At 64.0% G+C, this 17,338-nt stretch carries 18 protein-coding genes; 8 read left to right on the top strand and 10 right to left on the bottom strand.

Annotated elements, in window-relative coordinates:
- Positions 1 to 131: 131 nt before the first annotated feature.
- Entirely contained in the window at positions 132 to 467 is a 336-nt protein-coding gene (locus ACWYRN_RS11880; protein WP_229437363.1) for a hypothetical protein, read from the top strand.
- Positions 468 to 612: 145 nt separating this feature from the next.
- Here the strand turns inward: ACWYRN_RS11880 and ACWYRN_RS11885 are convergent, their stop codons facing one another.
- On the bottom strand, positions 613 to 1,749 hold the full coding sequence (locus tag ACWYRN_RS11885; protein WP_488692606.1) for a YbdK family carboxylate-amine ligase: 1,137 nt from the start codon (positions 1,747 to 1,749) through the stop codon (positions 613 to 615).
- A complete protein-coding gene (locus ACWYRN_RS11890) occupies positions 1,739 to 2,953 on the bottom strand; it encodes a cation:proton antiporter (RefSeq protein WP_488692607.1) in 1,215 nt (404 codons plus the stop codon). Before ACWYRN_RS11890 ends, ACWYRN_RS11885 begins: the two co-directional genes overlap by 11 nt.
- A 289-nt stretch (positions 2,954 to 3,242) precedes the next feature.
- On the opposite strand from ACWYRN_RS11890, the gene ACWYRN_RS11895 reads away from it, so the two are divergent.
- On the top strand, positions 3,243 to 3,839 hold the full coding sequence (locus tag ACWYRN_RS11895) for a CPBP family intramembrane glutamic endopeptidase (protein WP_488692608.1): 597 nt from the start codon (positions 3,243 to 3,245) through the stop codon (positions 3,837 to 3,839).
- Positions 3,840 to 4,074: 235 nt separating this feature from the next.
- Here ACWYRN_RS11895 and ACWYRN_RS11900 read toward each other — a convergent pair whose 3' ends face one another.
- Genes ACWYRN_RS11900 through ACWYRN_RS11910 form a run of 3 tightly spaced genes read right to left on the bottom strand, consistent with a single transcriptional unit; the run spans position 4,075 to position 6,700 of the window.
- On the bottom strand, positions 4,075 to 5,247 hold the full coding sequence (locus ACWYRN_RS11900) for a vWA domain-containing protein (RefSeq protein ID WP_488692609.1): 1,173 nt from the start codon (positions 5,245 to 5,247) through the stop codon (positions 4,075 to 4,077).
- A complete protein-coding gene (locus tag ACWYRN_RS11905) occupies positions 5,241 to 5,849 on the bottom strand; it encodes a GNAT family N-acetyltransferase (RefSeq protein ID WP_229437358.1) in 609 nt (202 codons plus the stop codon). Before ACWYRN_RS11905 ends, ACWYRN_RS11900 begins: the two co-directional genes overlap by 7 nt.
- Positions 5,846 to 6,700, bottom strand: a complete 855-nt coding sequence (locus ACWYRN_RS11910) for an AAA family ATPase (protein WP_488692610.1) — start codon at positions 6,698 to 6,700, stop codon at positions 5,846 to 5,848. Before ACWYRN_RS11910 ends, ACWYRN_RS11905 begins: the two co-directional genes overlap by 4 nt.
- A gap of 220 nt (positions 6,701 to 6,920) precedes the next feature.
- On the opposite strand from ACWYRN_RS11910, the gene ACWYRN_RS11915 reads away from it, so the two are divergent.
- The 3 genes from ACWYRN_RS11915 (at position 6,921) to ACWYRN_RS11925 (ending at position 9,510) form a co-directional block, all read left to right on the top strand.
- Positions 6,921 to 7,256 (top strand): c-type cytochrome, encoded by a 336-nt coding sequence (locus ACWYRN_RS11915; protein ID WP_488692611.1) that lies wholly within the window; start codon positions 6,921 to 6,923, stop codon positions 7,254 to 7,256.
- An 11-nt stretch (positions 7,257 to 7,267) separates the two neighbouring features.
- Positions 7,268 to 7,609, top strand: a complete 342-nt coding sequence (locus ACWYRN_RS11920) for a c-type cytochrome (RefSeq protein ID WP_229437355.1) — start codon at positions 7,268 to 7,270, stop codon at positions 7,607 to 7,609.
- Positions 7,610 to 8,004: 395 nt separating this feature from the next.
- Positions 8,005 to 9,510 (top strand): SulP family inorganic anion transporter, encoded by a 1,506-nt coding sequence (locus ACWYRN_RS11925; protein WP_488692612.1) that lies wholly within the window; start codon positions 8,005 to 8,007, stop codon positions 9,508 to 9,510.
- Positions 9,511 to 9,571: 61 nt separating this feature from the next.
- Here the strand turns inward: ACWYRN_RS11925 and ACWYRN_RS11930 are convergent, their stop codons facing one another.
- From ACWYRN_RS11930 to ACWYRN_RS11950, 5 genes are all read right to left on the bottom strand, one after another.
- Entirely contained in the window at positions 9,572 to 10,000 is a 429-nt protein-coding gene (locus ACWYRN_RS11930) for a DUF1841 family protein (protein ID WP_229437353.1), read from the bottom strand.
- 349 nt (positions 10,001 to 10,349) lie between these two features.
- Complete coding sequence (locus tag ACWYRN_RS11935) at positions 10,350 to 10,706, bottom strand: hypothetical protein (RefSeq protein WP_488692613.1); 357 nt, start codon at positions 10,704 to 10,706, stop codon at positions 10,350 to 10,352.
- On the bottom strand, positions 10,703 to 11,632 hold the full coding sequence (locus tag ACWYRN_RS11940) for a retroviral-like aspartic protease family protein (RefSeq protein WP_488692614.1): 930 nt from the start codon (positions 11,630 to 11,632) through the stop codon (positions 10,703 to 10,705). The genes ACWYRN_RS11935 and ACWYRN_RS11940 overlap by 4 nt, the downstream gene beginning before the upstream one ends.
- 5 nt (positions 11,633 to 11,637) lie before the next feature.
- The gene (locus ACWYRN_RS11945; protein WP_488692615.1) at positions 11,638 to 12,237 is read right to left on the bottom strand and encodes a retropepsin-like aspartic protease; all 600 of its coding nucleotides are present in this window, start codon (positions 12,235 to 12,237) and stop codon (positions 11,638 to 11,640) included.
- A gap of 122 nt (positions 12,238 to 12,359) precedes the next feature.
- Positions 12,360 to 12,995 (bottom strand): RNA pyrophosphohydrolase, encoded by a 636-nt coding sequence (locus ACWYRN_RS11950; RefSeq protein ID WP_488692616.1) that lies wholly within the window; start codon positions 12,993 to 12,995, stop codon positions 12,360 to 12,362.
- A gap of 204 nt (positions 12,996 to 13,199) precedes the next feature.
- Here ACWYRN_RS11950 and ACWYRN_RS11955 point away from each other — a divergent pair, with 204 nt between their 5' ends.
- The 3 genes from ACWYRN_RS11955 to ACWYRN_RS11965 all read left to right on the top strand — a co-directional run bounded on the left by ACWYRN_RS11955 (position 13,200) and on the right by ACWYRN_RS11965 (position 17,334).
- Positions 13,200 to 14,930 carry a proline--tRNA ligase gene (locus tag ACWYRN_RS11955; RefSeq protein WP_488692617.1) on the top strand — a complete coding sequence of 577 codons (1,731 nt, stop codon included), beginning with the start codon at positions 13,200 to 13,202 and terminating at the stop codon, positions 14,928 to 14,930.
- Positions 14,930 to 15,574, top strand: coding sequence for a lytic transglycosylase domain-containing protein (locus ACWYRN_RS11960; protein ID WP_488692618.1), 645 nt, complete (start codon positions 14,930 to 14,932; stop codon positions 15,572 to 15,574). The genes ACWYRN_RS11955 and ACWYRN_RS11960 overlap by 1 nt, the downstream gene beginning before the upstream one ends.
- Before the next feature lie 317 nt (positions 15,575 to 15,891).
- Positions 15,892 to 17,334, top strand: a complete 1,443-nt coding sequence (locus ACWYRN_RS11965; RefSeq protein WP_488692619.1) for an alkaline phosphatase — start codon at positions 15,892 to 15,894, stop codon at positions 17,332 to 17,334.
- The last annotated feature ends 4 nt before the right edge of the window (positions 17,335 to 17,338 follow it).

Raw genomic sequence — 17,338 nt, forward strand, 5'->3', positions numbered from 1 at the left:
GAAACACATCAAACACCCCCGCACACGCTTGCGAAATCGCTTGCCTCTCATCCGCCCCTCCATTACCATTGAATGAGAATGATTCTCATTCAGTGACCAAGACATACCGTCCATCCGAACAAGGGGCTGTCATGAAAGACCAAGCAAACGAGCCATCCATGCTGCCGGCGCCAGACATGCGCCACCGCGACGCGGTGATGATCGCGTCGCTGCTGCACCTGATGTCGCACTACACCGCGCGCGACGAGAACGACCGTCCCTGCGTGCGCCTGGCCTCGGTGATCGAGCGCCACCTGTGCGCCCTCGCACGCCTGCCCGAGCTCGACCCGGTGCTGCGCGCCACCTGCGAACAATTGTGCGAAAAATGGGCCGGCCTGGTCGACGACGGCATGCCGCGTCCGGCAGCCAAGCCAACGTTCATGGAACGCATCATGCGCGGCAGCCGCCTCGGGCCAAGCGCGGCGTAGGGTGGTCGGCTCCACCCGGGCCGACGATCATTGATGGCGTTTGCGCCGCCCACGCGTTGATCGTTGGCGGCTTCGTGATCGTGCGGGATGATCTTGATCTTAACTATCAACGCGTGGACGGGAACCCGTCCACCCTACGCCCCCCTCACCGCCGCCAGAACCGCCGCTCGCCCCGGAAGGTATTGATCGCCGAATGCACGATCGCCTCGACACTGCCTTCGCGCTCGTACTGTTGCCTGAGCAGCGCCGCATCGCTCCCGCCGGCGGCCGCATCCGCCAGGTGGCGCAAGCCATCCAGGCTGCCCAGCGCCTCGGCATGCGGCTCCATCTTGCGCAGCGTCGTCAGGATATCCTCGCGCAGCGATACCGTTTCGTAGGTCTTCGGATGCGTGATCGACCCATCCAGCCCGAAGCGGCAAGCCTGGAAGCGGTTGTAGTTGTAGACGAGGTAATCGTCCTCGACCGGCGGCTCTTCCGTCCGCTGCAGCAGGTAGCTGCACAGCGCCTGCAGGTAGGCCGCCAGCGCCGCCGCCCGCTGCACCGTCAGCGGCGTATCGCACACGCGCAGCTCGATGGTGCCGTACTCGGGCTTGGGCCTCAGGTCCCAGTAAAAATCCTTCATGCTCTTGATGATGCCGGTGCGCTCCATCTTCGCGTAATACGCGTTCTCGAAATCGCTCCAGCTGAGCGTGAACGGCGCGCGCCCGCTCATCGGAAAGGCAAACACCGAGTTCAATCGTGCCGAATCGAACAAGCTGTCGTGCCCCTGCACGAAGGGCGACGAGGCCGACAAGGCAATGAAGTGCGGAATGTAGCGGTTCAGCGCGTGCAGCAAATACATGGCGTTGTCGCCATTCCCGCAGCCGATGTGCACGTGCTGGCCGAACACCGTGAATTGCTTGGCCAGGTAACCGTAGAGCGAAGACAGATGCTCGAAGCGCGGCTTGGCGAAAATCTTTTGCTCGGACCAGTGCTGGAAAGGATGGGTACCGCCGCCCGCGATGCCGATGTTCAGCGTATCGCCGGCCGTCACCAGCGTATCGCGGATGTCCACCAGCTCGGCCAGCAGCGCCTGGTAATCCGAATGCACGCTCGAATTAATCTCGATCATGCTCTCGGTGATCTCCGGCGTCACGTTGCCGGGGAAGGGTTTGCGCGACAGCAGGTGCAGCAGATCGGGGCTGGCAGCCGTCAGGTCGAAGTCGGACAAGCTGACCAGCTGCAGTTCGAGCTCGACCCCGAAGGTCAGCGGCTGGGATTGGGCAAAGGCTTCAAGCGGCATGGTGGTTCTCCGAGCGGGCTTCCGGCCGCATTTCCGTGGTCTCGCGGGCCCACATCAGGGCGCGCTGGATGATGATGGGGCCGAATATCTCAAGCAGCATGGTCACCGCCGCCACCGAACGCAGTTCCTCGACCACCACCACGCCCGCCAGGCGCGCATGCTCCAGCAGCAGGATCACGAATACGGACAAAGGCGCCAGCGCCACCCCGGCCAGGAAGCCCTTGCGCCAGGACACGCCGGACAGATGGGCAAAGGCGGTCACGCCGGCGGTCTTGGTCAGCAGGCGTGCAAGCACGACGGCGACGGCCAGCCAGATCCCGGCCGCAACCTTTTCCCAGTCGAGCGTTGAAGCCGCGAACACGAACAGCAAAATGGTGAGCAGTTCGCCCAGCGCGCCGAAATTGCGCTGGGCCTGGCTGAAGGCCACGCGGCGATGGCGCGCCACCAGCCCAAAGGCGAGCGAGGCCACCACCGGCGACAGCCCGCCGGCGTAAGAAATGGCCACCAGCAGGATCACGGCAATCGCAAAGGCGACCGTGGCATCGTGGCGCGGGTTGCCGATCGCGCGCAGCAGGGCCGGCACCACCAGCCCGAACACCGCGCCGGTCAGGGCCGAGACCGCCAGCAGCACCAGGCTGTTCCAGAGCGCGTCGCCCAGGTCTTCGAAGGTGCGGAAAATCCAGAAGCCGATCACGGCATTGAAGGCGAACACGGCCAGCACGCAGTTCTGCGCCGACAAATGCAGCACGCGCTCGGTGACCTGCCCCGAACTGCGCTGCTCGTTGATCACGCGCACCACGGTGGCGGGGGAGGTGGCCATCGACAGCGAGGCCAGCATCAGCGAGGTGAGCTGGGGCGTGCCGAAGGCCACCGCGATGAAGTAGACGGCGATGAAGGTGGCGATCGATTCGACCAGGCCGCTCACGCCTATCCACGGGTTGTTGCGCAGCCAGCGCAAATTGATGCGGTAGCCGAGCTCGAACAGGATCAGGCCAAAGGCGACGTCGGCCAGCATGGGGATGGCGCCGGCATCGGGCACCGGCAGCACGCCAAGCTGCGGCGCGCCGAGGGCGAAGCCGACCAGGCCATAAAAGCTGATGCGCGGGAGGTTGGTGTAGCGCTGGCCGAATTCCCCGGCGATCCAGGCAATGGCAATCGCCACGGGCCACGCAAGGTTGTTCAGGATCGGCAGCAGCTCGGTCATGCAATCTCCAGGAAATGAGGCGAAAGGGTTCGTCAATACGGTCCGCTTGATACTACAGGCCGGCGCAAGGCGCACGATTGCGGGCGGTTTGGCGCAGGTCTTGCGTCAATATCGCGTTTTGCGGCAAGGCCGTCCGTGCTCGCACTAACAAAGTGCGGCTCCACCGCTTGATCGTTTGCGCGGGGCGTTGTCAGCGGGCAGGCCGCTGGCTAGAATGGCGGCCATTCCGCATTCGCCGGCCTGGCCGGCTCCGATTCCTCATCCGTCAACCGCGTTGGCGTTGCTCTTCATGTCCGTTCAATCATCCATCCCGCCGCAAACCCGTCCGCCGATCCGCCTGACCGCGCAGCTGCTCACCTGTCTCGTGTTTCTCGTCATTGCCGCGGCGATCATTCTCGTGGCGTATGCCGAGCCGCTGTCGGTGTTCGTGGGGCCGATGAACGTGGGGAACCAACTGCTGTTCGGGCTGGGCTTGTCGGCACTGGCGGCGGCCGGGTCGTATGTGAGTTTCCGGCTGACGGCGTCATCCGAATCGACGCGCAAGACCATCGCGGCCTATGCGCGCCTGGATTTGTCGGGATTCAATCCGGTGTGGATCAGCCTGGCGGCGGGGATTGGCGAAGAGGTACTGTTCCGCGCGGCGCTGCAGCCGCTGCTGGGCGTATGGATCACCTCGGTGATCTTTTTGCTGACGCATACGCCGGTGTACCAGTTCCGCAAGCTGGACAAGGCGACGCTGGTGCAGGCGGCAGGGGTGTTCGGGGTCAGCGTGGTGCTGGGGTTCATCTACCAGTACGTGGGCTTGCTGGCGGCGGTGCTGGTGCACGTGGCGATCGATGTGGTGGGCTTGTATGTGGTGCGCAATGCGTTGCGCGCGCGGAGCTGACCGTACGGTGGGCACGCCGTGCCCACGCGAATGCTCGCGTATTGTTGGCGGATAAGCGCGGCTGATATGTGAGTGATTCGGTCAGACGTTCGCGGAGTATCCGGGAGGCTGCCGCGAGTCCGCAACGGGTCGGGTTGGAACGGCGCCAACACGGCGCATCATTCCGCGTGGGCACAGCGTGCCCACCGTACGGTCGCCGCCATCGCCATTCAAACCACAGCGATCCTTGCTGGCGCTATTTGCTCAGCAAGCGCATCGCCCGCTCCAGCCCTTCCAGCGTGATCGGGAACATGCGGTTGTTCATCAGCTGCCGGATGATCGCAATTGACTGCCGGTACTGCCACAGATTTTCCGGCTCGGGATTGAGCCACGCGAACTTCGGGAAGGCCTTGCAGAAGCGCGCCAGCCATTCCGCCCCGGCTTCCTCGTTGTTGTACTCGACCGACCCGCCCGGCGCCAGCACCTCGTAGGGGCTCATGGTCGCGTCGCCGACGAAGATCACCCGCGTATCGGCCGGGAACTTGCGCAGCACGTCCCAGGTCTCGAACCGTTCCGCATGGCGACGTCGGTTGCTCTTCCACAGGTAATCGTAGACGCAGTTGTGGAAGTAGTAGAACTCCATGTTCTTGAATTCGGTCTTCGCCGCCGAGAACAGTTCTTCGGTGCGCTCGATGTGGTCGTCCATGCTGCCGCCCACGTCCAGCAGCATCACCACCTTGATGCGGTTCTTGCGCTCGGGCTGCATCTTGATGTCGAGGTAGCCGGCGTTGCTGGCCGTGGCGCGGATGGTGTCGTCGAGGGCCAGTTCATCGGGCGCGCCGTGGCGGGCGAAGCGGCGCAGGCGGCGCAGGGCCACCTTGATGTTGCGTGTGCCGAGTTCGCGCTCGTCGTCGTAGTCCTTGTACGTGCGCTGGTCCCAGACCTTGACTGCCGTGCGGTTGCGGCCCTGGCCGCCGATGCGGATGCCTTCGGGATTCGTGCCGCCGTGCCCGAACGGCGAGGTGCCGCCGGTGCCGATCCATTTGTTGCCGCCTTCGTGGCGTTCCTTTTGCTCCTTCAGCAGTTCGTTCAGGCGGTCCATCAGCTTGTCGTAGCCGAATTTTTCCAGCGCCGCCTTCTGCTCGGGCGTCAGCTCGCGCTCCATGCGCTTGATCAGCCAGTCGAGCGGGATCTCGCCCTTGCTCGTGTCGAACACCGCTTCGATGCCCTTGAAGTACATGCCGAAGGCACGGTCGAACTTGTCGAAGTGGGCTTCGTCCTTCACCAGCGTCAGGCGCGCCAGATAGTAGAAGTCGTCGAGCGAAGGCGCGATGACGCTCTTTTCCAGGGCTTCGAGCAGGGTCAGGAATTCCTTGATCGAGACCGGGACCTTGGCGTTGCGCAGCGCAAAAAAGAAGTCGATCAGCATGGTGCGTGTCCGTGGCGTTGCAGCCGGTAGTGCAGTTGTGCTTTTATTTCTGGCCACTCGCCGCGCACGATGCTGTACATGACGGTATCGCGCACGGTGCCGTCGCGGCGCAGGCCATGGTGGCGGATCACGCCATCCTTTTTGGCGCCGAGGCGTTCGATGGCCGCCTGCGAGGCGAAGTTGAAATTATCGGTACGCAGGCCAACCACCGCGCAGCCGAGGGTGTCGAAGGCATGTGACAGCAGCAGCAATTTGCAGCTGGTGTTCACGTGCGAGCGCTGCACGCTTTGCGCATACCAGGTGTAGCCGATTTCCACGCGCTCGAGCTCGGGCACGATATCGTGGTAGCTGGTCGAGCCGAGCACGCGGTTCGATTCGGCCTCGACCACGGCAAAGGCCACGCGGTTCTGCATCTCGAGCGCGGCGTGCACGTAGGCCTGGGTGCGGTGCGGCTCGGGCACCGAGGTCACGCGGATGTTCCACAGCTGGCCGTCGGCCGCGGCAGCGCGCAGGCCATCGACGTGGTCGAGCGACAGCGGTTCCAGCCGCACGCCGTTGAAGTCCAGCGTGACCGGCTCGACCGCAACTCTCCCTACCGTCATCGATTCGTCCTCGACATGTAGACCAGGCGCTCGAACAGGTGCACATCCTGCTCGTTCTTCAGCAGGGCGCCGTGCAGCGGCGGGACGATGGCCTTGGCGTCCTTGCTGCGCAGGGCTTCGGCCGGGATATCCTCGGCCATCAGGAGCTTCAGCCAGTCGAGGAATTCCGAGGTCGAGGGCTTTTTCTTGATGCCGGCAACGTCGCGTACTTCGTAGAAGCTCTGCAGGGCGGCGGCCAGCAGCTCCTGCTTCAGGCGCGGGAAGTGGACCTTGACGATGTCGGCCATCGTCTCGCGGTCCGGGAATTTGATGTAGTGGAAGAAGCAGCGGCGCAGGAAAGCGTCCGGCAGTTCCTTTTCGTTGTTCGAGGTGATGATCACCAGCGGACGGTGCTTGGCCACCACCATTTCGCGCGTCTCGTACACATAGAATTCCATGCGGTCGAGTTCGCGCAGCAGGTCGTTCGGGAATTCGATATCGGCCTTGTCGATCTCGTCGATTAGCAGCACCACCGGTTCCGGCGCCGTGAAGGCCTGCCACAGCACGCCCTTGACGATGTAGTTATGGATGTCGCGCACGCGTTCGTCGCCCAGCTGGGAATCGCGCAGGCGCGACACGGCGTCGTATTCGTACAGGCCCTGCTGGGCCTTGGTGGTGGACTTCACGTGCCACTGCAGCAGCGGCATGTTCAGCGCGGCGGCCACTTCCTCGGCCAGCATGGTCTTGCCGGTGCCCGGTTCGCCCTTGATCAGGAGCGGGCGCGCCAGCGTGAGGGCGGCATTCACGGCCAGTTTCAGGTCGTCGGTGGCGACGTAGTTGTCGGATCCTTCGAAGCGGGCTTGGGCTTGCATGGGCGTCTATGGTGAGAGAGGAAATCCTGAGTATATGCCAGAAGCCGGGCCGGGGCCGAATGCGCTTGCGGGCGCGGCCATCCGGGTGCGCGACGTTGGTAGACTGCAATCTTTTGTTGGGCTAGAATCGGACGCTTGTTAGATGATTTGCTAACTTTATCGGCTTCATCCAGTTTCGTGCGGTAGCGGTATTCGATCAAATTCTTTTGCGATTCCCACCATGAAAAAACTTTTCGCTGTACTCGTTCTGGGCGCCTGCGCCGGCGCCGCGTCTGCCGCAGACGTCGTCGGCAACCCGAAGGCGGCACCGGCCAAGATCGAGATGTGCATCGGCTGCCATGGCATCCCCGGCTACAAATCCGCTTTCCCCGAGGTCTACCAGGTGCCGATGATCGGTGGTCAATCGGCCAAGTACATCGAAGCAGCGCTGCACGCCTATAAAAAGGGCGACCGCAAGCACCCGTCGATGCGCGGCATCGCCGCCAGCCTGTCCGACCAGGACATCGCCGACGTCGCCGCCTACTACGCGCAGCAGACCGCCCAGAACCGCAAATGAGGACCGCCGCCATGCAAAAACTGATCATTGCGCTGGTGCTCGGCGCCGTTTCCCTTGGCGCCTCCGCTGCCGATGTTAAACGCGGCGAGGAACTGGTCAAGAAGTACAACTGCGCGTCCTGCCATGGCGCGGACTACAACAAGCCGATCGACCCGAGCTATCCGAAGCTGGCGGGACAGCATGCCGACTACATCGCGCATGCGCTGATGGCCTATAAGCGCGGCGGCGACAAGGCGAACGGGCGCAGCAATCCGATCATGGCGGGGTTTGCCAAGCCGCTGACCAACCAGGATATGCAGGATATCGGGGCGTATTTGTCGAGTTTGCCGTCGCAGCTGGTGGTGAGTAAATAAGCGGCGCGGTTCCCTGACGCGGCCGGAACCGTACGGTGGGCACGCCGTGCCCACGCGGAACCCTGCATGGTGATGGCTTCTTTCGCATCGAAACGCGTGCATCGACACGGCTTCGGCAAATGAGCAGCTGATCATTTTATTCTGGAGCGTTCATGCTGCCAGCGCGGTACGGGCGCCTGCCAACACCGTTCATATGTCCGCGTGGGCACGGAGTGCCTTGCGCGGCCCGGCCCACCGTACGGTCCTCGCTGGCAATGTTGATGACACCTGCGGCAGGAATCGTTCGGCAACTCCGACTATAATAGCGGCACCATTTGATCCCCCGAAGCGGTCTCCACGCCGCTCCGGGGGATTTCGTTTTTTCAGGCGCTAGCGCCTTTTGTTGGAGTGTCATCTTGCAGTCCGTCTCCCCCGCTTATCTGAAAACCAACCTGCTCAGCGGCCTCACCGTGGCCCTGGCGCTGGTTCCCGAGGCGATCGCCTTTGCCCTGGTCGCCCATGTCTCTCCGCTCACCGGCCTGTACGCCGCGGTGCTGGTCTCCTTCATCACCTCGGCCTTCGGCGGCCGGCCCGGCATGATCTCGGGCGCGGCCGGTGCGCTGGCCGTGGTCATGGTCGCCCTGGTGGTCGAGCATGGCGTGCAGTACCTGTTCGCGGCCATCGTCCTGATGGGCATCCTGCAGATGCTGTTCGCTGCCGCGCGCCTCGGTAAATTCATCCGCATGGTGCCGTACCCGGTCATGCTCGGCTTCGTGAACGGCCTGGCGCTGGTGATCTTCATTGCCCAGTTCGGGCACTTCAAGGTGAATGGCGAATGGATGGCGGGCGCCCAGCTCTTCACCATGCTCGGCCTGGTGGCCGCGACGATGGCCGTCATCTACATCACGCCGCGCATCACCAAGGCCGTGCCGGCAACGCTGGTCGGCATCCTGGTGGTCACCGTTGGCGCCGCGCTGCTCGGCATCGAATCGAAGACCGTGGGCGAGCTGGGTTCGATTGCCGGCGGCCTGCCGGCCTTTGCGATTCCCGACGTGCCCTTCAACTGGGAGACCTTCCGGATCGTCTTTCCGTACTCGCTGGTGCTGGCCGGCGTCGGCCTGATCGAGTCGCTGCTCACGCTCACCCTGGTCGACGAGATCACCGAAACCCGCGGCCAGCCGAACCGCGAATGCATGGCGCAGGGCGCTGCGAACGTGGTCACCGCCTTCTTCGGCGGCATGGGCGGCTGCGCCATGATCGGCCAGAGCATGATCAACGTGAACAACGGCGCCTATGGCCGCCTGTCGGGCATCGCAGCCTCGCTGTTCCTGCTGTCGTTCATCCTGTTCGGATCCAGCTGGATCGAGCAGATTCCGCTGGCGGCGCTGATCGGCGTGATGTTCGTGGTCTGCGAAAAGACCTTCGAGTGGGGCACCTTCCGCATGGTCGGCAAGGTGCCGCGTGCCGATACGCTGGTGGTGGTGCTGGTGGCGGCGATTACCCTGGTCTTCGACCTGGCGATTGCGGTGCTGGTGGGTGTGATCGTGTCGGCGCTGGTGTTCGCCTGGCAGCATGCGAAGCAGATCGCGGTGACCACCTCGCAGGATGCGCAAGGCTGGAAGGTGTATGAGCTGCAGGGCACGCTGTTCTTTGCCTCGGTGGCCAACTTCAACGAGCTGTTCGCACCGAAAGAAGACCCGCAGGACGTGGTGGTCGAGTTCCGCAATGCGCGCGTGGTCGACCATTCGGCGATCCAGGCCATCGATGCGCTGGCCGACAAGTACCGCGCGCTCGGCAAGCGCCTGCACCTGCGCCACCTGAGCCCGGACTGCCGCGAACTGCTCGGCAAGGCGCAGGACATGATCGAGGTGAATGTGCTGGAAGATCCGCGCTACCGCGTGGCGGACGACAAGCTGGGTTAACAGTACCCAGCAATAAAAAACAAAAGGCGACCGAGGTCGCCTTTTGTTTGGCTCATACGGTTCAGCGCATCGCGCGGCTGCGCACGCACTCGATGTAGGCCTCGGTATCCGGCGGCACGCCGTTGCGCTGCGACTTCCAGATCATCTCGCCCAGGCATTCCATGATCTCGTGGTGGGCGTCGTGCTCGCCGATCTTGCGCACCAATAGATCGTGCGCAGCCTTGATGCCGCGCGGCTGGTCGATCGACACCTGTTCGGCAATCGACAAATGCATCGACAAATGCAGGAAGGGATTCGGCTTGCCGCCCTCGACCGAATAGTCGCGCGCGACGGCTTCCTCGGCGTCCATCATGGCCTCGTGGTATTCGGGATGCTGGACGATCCAGTCGGCGGCGATGGCGTCCATCGGCGTGAGGACTTCGCCGGCGCGTTGCTTGCGGAAGGCTTCACAGAAAAAGCGGCGCACGTCGTGCGAGGACGGGGTGAACATGGCGGGATCTGAAAGGCGGTGGGGAAGGGCGCTATTCTAGCGCGATAGCGCGCACTGCGCTGCCGGCCGCCGTCCTTGTCAGTCTGCGTCGGCGTCGTCCTGGGCGCCGCTGCAATGCTGCTTGCGCGGCGCCGCCATGGCCTGCACGCCGCCACTGTCGCCCTGCGCCTCGTGCAGCTCGGTCATCAATCCGATGGCGGTGCAGCGGCGCTTCCACCCAGGATTCGAGCTTGCGGCGCTGTTCGAAAGGCTGGCCGCCGACATACGAAAAGTAGATCTTGCGCTGGCTTAGACGCGGGTCTGGTAGAGCGACGAGAAGCCGCCGACACCCTGCGCCACCCGGCCCAGGTTACTCTAGCTTCATGCCGCGCCTTTCCGTGCCGGTGCGGGTAAGGAAGGTATCGTAAGCGCCGGTATCGCCCAGCATGGTTGCCGGCGTGCCATTGATGACGCCTTCGGTCGTGACCTGCAGGCTGGGTCCGGTGTACTGCAGGGGCAATTTCCCGACCGTGACATAACGGCAGCGCGGGGCTTCGGCCGCCTGGCCAGGCGGAACGGAGAGAGCCAGCGCCAGCGCGGCCAGGGTAGAAGACAAGGGCTTCATGCCAAAGATTCTATGTGGAAAATTTACATAAAAGTAATCGAAAAAACTGCTTTGTGGTAAGCGAGTGCGCGTGGGCATGACGCCACGCGCGCCAGCCTTCATGCGGGTTCTTCCTGCGCCTGCGCGGTTGCCGGATCTGTTGGCTTGACGGCGCACTCCGCCTTGTAGCGTGCTGCCAGCGGACGCTCCTGTTCCTTTTCGCCGCGTGCGCCGTGCCACTCGCCCATCGCAGCGATGGCCTGGCAGGTCCGTGCCCGTGCGGTGGTCTTGTCGTCGGCGGCTTCCTCGAGCAGGGCCGCGGCGCTGAGTTTGCCCAGGTAAAAGTCGGCCACCGGCCGTGGCCACTCGTCGTCGTAACGTGCAACCGAAGCCTGCAGCTCGCTGGCCGCCAGTTCCGGCTGGCCCAGGCGCAGGCGTGCAATATGCAGCCAGAGGGCGGCCTGGTGATGCGAGGGCAGGCGGTCGAGGCCGGTGCGCAGATGGGCGGCGCCTTCGGCCAGCTGGCCATGCGTCATCTTCCAGCGTCCGGTGCGGATATTCGCCTGCGGATTGCCGCCGCTGGCGGCCTTGGCGAGCCAGCTGTCGGCCAGGGCCGTGTCCTTCGTCACGATCTTGCCTTTTGCGTAGATGTCGGCAAGCGCCATCTGGGCATCGGCATTGCCAGCCTCGGCTTCGGCGACAATCCAGGGCGCGAGCTTGCCGTATTCGTCGAGGGGTACGCCGCCGATGTAGGAGAAGTAGAGCTTGCGCTGGCTCATCGCGAACAGGACGCGGTGCGAGCGCAGGAAATCCGCACCGAGGATGACGTCGGTCGGGACGTCGCTGTCGATGACGTTGACTTCGGCGTTGCGTATGGTCTCGTCGCCAACCTGGAGGGTGGCGAAGCGGGTGCGCCAGCGTGCCCGCTTGCGCGTGCCGACGCCGACGGCATCGCTGAGGCGGCTGACGCCCGGCGCATCGAGCTGCAGGCCGGTCCGCTTGGCCGCGTCCAGGGTGATCGAGGTGGTGCCGGCGCCGGTGTCGATCATCGCGATCAGCTCGCGGCCGTTGACCGAGACGGTAAGAGTGGGTTGCTGCCTTCGCGCGAGTCGCGGTGGAAGGGCAGTTCGACCGCTTTCGGGTCCCAGTAGGCAAGGAATTCGTCGCGGCAGTCGAGTGGCCGGAAGAATTTCAGTTCCTTGGCGGCGAGGGAGATCTCGAGGTCGGCCTGCAACAGGAAAGGGGCGCCGACGATCGCGTCGTACGAGGACACGTAGCCGAAGTCGGTCAACACCGTCATCACGCCCTTGCTGGCGCGCGAAGGGCCGGTGACGAACTCGTTGACCCGTGTCTCGTAGAGACGGGCGATGCCGCCGACGCCATACGCATGGTGTCCGGTATTGCGCAGCCGCAGGCCGAGACGCTCGGTGCCGGTGCGTGTCAGCAGGGTACGCCAGGCGCCGGTGTCGAGCAGCATGACCGACGGTGTGCCGTTGATGCTGCCGGTCGTCGTGATTTCCAGGCTGGGGCCGGTGTAGTTGAGCGGCAGCTTGGCGATCTCGACGTACTTGCAGGACGCCGGCGCCGGCGCGGCGGAAGCGGTGAGAGGCAGGGCCAGGCCCATCGCCAGTGCGGCAAGGAATGAACGATTCATCCGGTGATTCTAGGATGAAAGTTTTCTATTTTGCAATGATTTTGCAGAAAAAAAGCAGGCAAACGCCATGTGCGTGGCGTGCCTGCTTCGGATGGCGTGTAACTGCTGAGTTACAGGCGCAACTATTTTTCCGGTGTCAGCACCAGCTGCGGCTCGGCCGCGGCATCGCGTGGCGGCCTCGGCCCGGTTTTGCCGCCGTTGGCGCTGCCCGAGCCGTTGCCCTGGCCGCGCGGCTGGCGCAGGTAGCGCGCGCTGTGGCGGCGCTCGCCGTGCCCGCCGTTGGCTGGCCAGCTGATGAAGCGCGACAGTTCCTGCAAGGCGCGCTGGTAGACATCGCGCTTGAACTCGATGACCACGTCCAGCGGCACCCAGTAGTCGTGCCAGCGCCAGGCGTCGAACTCGGGATGGTCGGTCAGGCGCAGGTTCACGTCGTTGTCGCGCGCGACCATGCGCAACAGGAACCAGATCTGCTTCTGGCCACGGTAATGGCCGCGGATCTCGCGCTTGATGAAGTGATCCGGCACCTCGTAGCGCAGCCAGTCGCGGGTACGGCCCACGATCTTGACGTGCTCCTGGCGCAGCCCGATTTCTTCCTCCAGCTCGCGGTACATCGCCTGTTCCGGCGTCTCGCCGTATTTGATACCCCCTTGCGGAAATTGCCATGAGTGCTCGCGCACCCGCTTGCCCCACCACACCTCGTTATTGGCGTTCAGCAGGATGATGCCGACGTTGGGGCGGAACCCTTCACGATCGAGCATAAGTGCACCTCGAAACTTTCTGCCGGCTTCTGGTCCCTTGCGTTTTTACCTACAAATCCCTGCGTCAGCCATGCCTTTCGATCACGAAAACGGCGGCGGCTGCGTGTTCCGGACCCATTTGTACAAAGTTTGGACGCATCAGCCAGCTAATCCTTTAAAATTAGGTCGATTATAACCCTCTCTTTTTAAAAAGAATTCATCGATATGCGTGCCTCACGATTTTTTATTTCAACTCTTAAAGAAGCGCCATCCGATGCCGAGATCGTCAGCCACAAGCTAATGATGCGGGCGGGGATGATCAAGCGCCTCGGCTCGGGCATCTACACCTACATGCCGACCGGCTTGCGCGTCATTCGCAAGGTCGAAGCGATCATTCGCGAAGAGATGAACAAGTCGGGCGCGCTCGAACTGCTGATGCCGGTCGTGCAGCCGGCCGAACTGTGGCAAGAGACGGGCCGCTGGGACAAGATGGGTCCGGAACTGATGCGCGTCAAGGACCGCCACGGCCGCGACTACGCCATCCAGCCGACCTCGGAAGAAGTCGTCACCGACGTCGTGCGCAGCGAGATCAAGTCCTACCGCCAGCTGCCGTTGAACTTCTATCACATCCAGACCAAGTTCCGCGATGAACGCCGTCCGCGCTTCGGCCTGATGCGCGGCCGCGAGTTCACGATGAAGGATGCCTATTCCTTCGACCGCGACCTGGAAGGCATGCAGAAGTCCTACCAGATCATGTTCGATGCCTACGTGCGCATCTTCAACCGCTTCGGTCTGAAATTCCGCGCGGTGGCGGCCGACAACGGCGCCATCGGCGGCACCGGCTCGCACGAATTCCACGTGATCGCCTCGACCGGCGAAGACGCGCTGGTCTACTGCCCAAGCTCGGATTACGCGGCCAACATGGAAGCGGCCGAGGCGCTGGCCATCGGCGAGCGCGGCGCGGCCACGCAAGCCATGACCAAGGTGCCGACCCCAGGTAGAACGAAGTGCGAGATGGTGGCCGAGCAGCTGGGCCTGCCGCTGTCGCAAACGGTGAAAACGATTGCGCTCACGGTGGAAAGCGAAGTCGCCGACAAGGCGACGAAGCAATATTTCATGCTGCTGCTGCGCGGCGACCATGAGCTGAACGAAGTCAAGGTCAACAAGGTCCCTGGCCTGGGCACCTACCGCTTCTCGACCGAAGCCGAAATCCAGGAAGTGTATGGCACCGTGCCGGGCTACCTCGGTCCTGTCGCGCCGAAGCAGCCTGTCACCATTGTTGCCGACCGCACCGTGGCCAACATGGCCGATTTCGTCTGCGGCGCGAACGAAGTGGATGCCCACCTCGCCGGCGTAAACTGGGGCCGCGACCTGCCGGAACCGGTGGTAGCCGACCTGCGCAACGTGGTCGAAGGCGACGCGTCGCCGGACGGCAAGGGCGTTCTCGCCATCGAGCGCGGCATCGAAGTGGGCCACGTGTTCCAGCTCGGCACCGCTTATTCGCAAGCCATGGAAGCGACCTACCTCGACGAAAACGGCAAGCCGGCGCCGCTGCAGATGGGCTGCTACGGTATCGGCGTGACCCGTATCCTGGGCGCGGCGATCGAGCAGAACTACGACGACAAGGGCATCGTCTGGCCGGACGCGCTGGCGCCGTTCCAGATCGTGCTGTGCCCGATGGGCCTGGACCGCAGTGAAATGGTCAAGGAACAGACCGAGAAGCTGTACGCCGAGCTGCAAGCGGCGGGCGTGGACGTGATCGTCGACGACCGCGGCCTGCGCCCGGGCGCGATGTTCGCCGACTGGGAACTGATCGGCGTGCCGCACCGCGTGGTGATCGGCGAGCGCGGCCTCAAGGAAGGCAAGCTGGAATACCAGGGCCGCCGCGATACCGAAGCCACGGCCGTGTCGGTCGACGAGATGGTCGGCTTCATCAAGGCCAAATTCGCGCAGTGATGCGGATGGCGGGACAGGGCAGGGCGCGCAAACTGTTACGTGGCGCGCTGCTCGTGGCGGCGCTTGCTTCCACGAGCGCCCACGCGGGCAACCAGAAGGAAGAGGCGCTCGCCGATTCCGTGCGCCTGGCGCTGTCGAACGCCATCAACGACGCGCGTCCGCCCAAGCCCGTGTTCCGCGACGAGGCGGGGCGGCTGCGCTACCAGCAGTGGTTCAACGAGATGTCGGGGCGGCTGAAAAAGCGCATCCCCGACGAGTTCTCGCGCACGGAATTCCTGGAGGCGGCCTGGTACGAAGCGACCCGCGCCGGGCTCGATCCGGGGCTGGTGCTGGGGCTGATCCAGGTCGAGTCGGCGTATCGCAAGTATGCGGTGTCGATCGCCGGCGCGCGCGGCTACATGCAGGTAATGCCGTTCTGGACCAAGGTGATCGGCGACAGCGACCGGCGCAAGCTGTTCCATATGCAGACCAATTTGCGCTACGGCTGCTCGATTTTGCGCATGTACATCGACATGGAGCGCGGCAATTTGTACTTGGCGCTCGGCCGCTACAACGGCAGCCGGGGCAAGCCGCAGTATCCGAACGCGGTGCTGTCGGCGTGGAAGAAGTGGGAGTTTACGCCGGCGGCAGTGGCGTCCCGCTAGTCTCGTTTTATCGAATCCTCTACCGTAAGGTGGGCACCCCGTGCCCACGCGGTTACGTGCGCATCCTTTCAACGCTGGCCGCGATATCCCGCCCGCAAACGTCTCCGCTAGTTACAAGCTCCAAATCGCCTTTCAACCGTCCACGGTATCGTCATGCACCACGAGCGACGATTCGCCGCAGCGGGCCAACAGCACACGCACGTAACCGCGTGGGCACAGAGTGCCCACCGTACGGGTAAGGCCGCTGGCTACATATCAATCACACCATATAAGCAGTTACCGGTGTAGACTGCCCGCTTTCCACCCCAGGATCCACCATGCGATTGACCACTCTCGCCGGCGCAAGCCTGTTGCTGCTGGCCGGCTGCGCGTCCACCGTCCCGTCGCCCACCGTCGCCACGCACACCTCATCAAGCGCCGACACCCGCGCGAAAAACATCATCTTCTTCCTCGGCGACGGCATGGGCATCAACACCCTCACCGCCGCGCGCATCTACGCGGTCGGCGAAGACGGCGAGCTGACCATCGACACGCTGCCCGAATCCGCCTTCGTCAAAACCTTCTCGAACGACGCCCAGGTTACCGACAGCGCCGCCTCGATGTCGGCCTACATGACCGGCGTGAAGCAGAACAACGGCGTGATCTCGATGTCCTCGGACACCCGCTCGATCTCCCCGGCCGCCGACGCCAACGGCAACAAGCAGGTCAGCCGTTGCGAGAACGGCCGCCCGATGCCAACCCTGGCCGAACTGGCCAAGGCACGCGGCATGGCAGCCGGCGTGGTCACCACCACCAGCGTCACCGATGCCACGCCCGCCGCCACCTACGCCCACGCCTGCCACCGCAAGATCGAATCCGACATCGCCGCCGCGCTGGTGCCGGGCGGCGCCGGCTATAACGCGGCCCTCGGCGCAAACGGCCTGGACCTGGTCTTCGGCGGCGGCGCGCAGTTCTTCGCGCCGGTAGCACAGGGCGGCAAGCGCGCCGACGGCCGCAACCTGGTCGCGGAGCTGCAAGCCAGGGGCTGGCGCTACGCCGCCGACACCGCGCAACTGCAGGCCTTGGCGCCGAACGCGCAGCCGGCCCTCGGCCTGTTCGCGCAAAACCACTTCACCTACGAAGCCGCGCGCGACGCCGCCAAACAGCCGGCCCTGGCCGACATGACGGCGAAAGCCATCGACATCCTCTCGCGCAACCCGAACGGCTTCTTCCTGATGGTGGAGGGCGGCCTGATCGACCACGCGCTGCACGCCACCCTGGCCAAGCGCGCGCTGCAGGAAACCGTGAGCTACAACGCGGCCCTGAAAACCGCCATCGACAAGATGAACGCCATCGACCCGGGCCTGAAGAACACCCTGATCGTGGCCACCGCCGACCACGACCACACGCTGCTGATCAATGGTTATTCGCCGCGCACCGGCAAGACCACGCCGACCAATCCGGGCGTGCTGGGCCTGGTGCGCAGCCTGCCGGACAATAAAATCCGCCTCGACAAGGACGGCGCGCCTTTCACGATCCTGGGCTTCGGCACCGGCGAACACCGCATCCAGGGCAGCCGCAAGGACGTCAAGCTCACCGACGAGATCGCGGCCGCCGACGACTACCACCAGGAAGCCGTGGTGCGCACCCGCCTTGGGGCCGAGACCCACGGCGGCGCCGACGTCTACCTGGGCGCCATCGGCGCGAATGCGGAACTGTTCCGCGGGACCATCGACAACACCCGTGTCTTCAACCTGATCAAGACGGCGGGGGACCTGTGAGCAC

The organism is Massilia sp. BAP21 (assembly GCF_057801335.1).

Coding starts and splice junctions, on each gene's coding strand:
- ACWYRN_RS11880 (WP_229437363.1), top strand. CDS start 132: ATGAAAGACCAAGCAAACGAGCCATCCATGCTGCCGGCGCCAGACATG.
- ACWYRN_RS11885 (WP_488692606.1), bottom strand. CDS start 1,749: ATGCCGCTTGAAGCCTTTGCCCAATCCCAGCCGCTGACCTTCGGGGTC.
- ACWYRN_RS11890 (WP_488692607.1), bottom strand. CDS start 2,953: ATGACCGAGCTGCTGCCGATCCTGAACAACCTTGCGTGGCCCGTGGCG.
- ACWYRN_RS11895 (WP_488692608.1), top strand. CDS start 3,243: ATGTCCGTTCAATCATCCATCCCGCCGCAAACCCGTCCGCCGATCCGC.
- ACWYRN_RS11900 (WP_488692609.1), bottom strand. CDS start 5,247: ATGCTGATCGACTTCTTTTTTGCGCTGCGCAACGCCAAGGTCCCGGTC.
- ACWYRN_RS11905 (WP_229437358.1), bottom strand. CDS start 5,849: ATGACGGTAGGGAGAGTTGCGGTCGAGCCGGTCACGCTGGACTTCAAC.
- ACWYRN_RS11910 (WP_488692610.1), bottom strand. CDS start 6,700: ATGCAAGCCCAAGCCCGCTTCGAAGGATCCGACAACTACGTCGCCACC.
- ACWYRN_RS11915 (WP_488692611.1), top strand. CDS start 6,921: ATGAAAAAACTTTTCGCTGTACTCGTTCTGGGCGCCTGCGCCGGCGCC.
- ACWYRN_RS11920 (WP_229437355.1), top strand. CDS start 7,268: ATGCAAAAACTGATCATTGCGCTGGTGCTCGGCGCCGTTTCCCTTGGC.
- ACWYRN_RS11930 (WP_229437353.1), bottom strand. CDS start 10,000: ATGTTCACCCCGTCCTCGCACGACGTGCGCCGCTTTTTCTGTGAAGCC.
- ACWYRN_RS11935 (WP_488692613.1), bottom strand. CDS start 10,706: ATGAAGGCTGGCGCGCGTGGCGTCATGCCCACGCGCACTCGCTTACCA.
- ACWYRN_RS11940 (WP_488692614.1), bottom strand. CDS start 11,632: ATGATCGACACCGGCGCCGGCACCACCTCGATCACCCTGGACGCGGCC.
- ACWYRN_RS11945 (WP_488692615.1), bottom strand. CDS start 12,237: ATGAATCGTTCATTCCTTGCCGCACTGGCGATGGGCCTGGCCCTGCCT.
- ACWYRN_RS11950 (WP_488692616.1), bottom strand. CDS start 12,995: ATGCTCGATCGTGAAGGGTTCCGCCCCAACGTCGGCATCATCCTGCTG.
- ACWYRN_RS11955 (WP_488692617.1), top strand. CDS start 13,200: ATGCGTGCCTCACGATTTTTTATTTCAACTCTTAAAGAAGCGCCATCC.
- ACWYRN_RS11960 (WP_488692618.1), top strand. CDS start 14,930: ATGCGGATGGCGGGACAGGGCAGGGCGCGCAAACTGTTACGTGGCGCG.
- ACWYRN_RS11965 (WP_488692619.1), top strand. CDS start 15,892: ATGCGATTGACCACTCTCGCCGGCGCAAGCCTGTTGCTGCTGGCCGGC.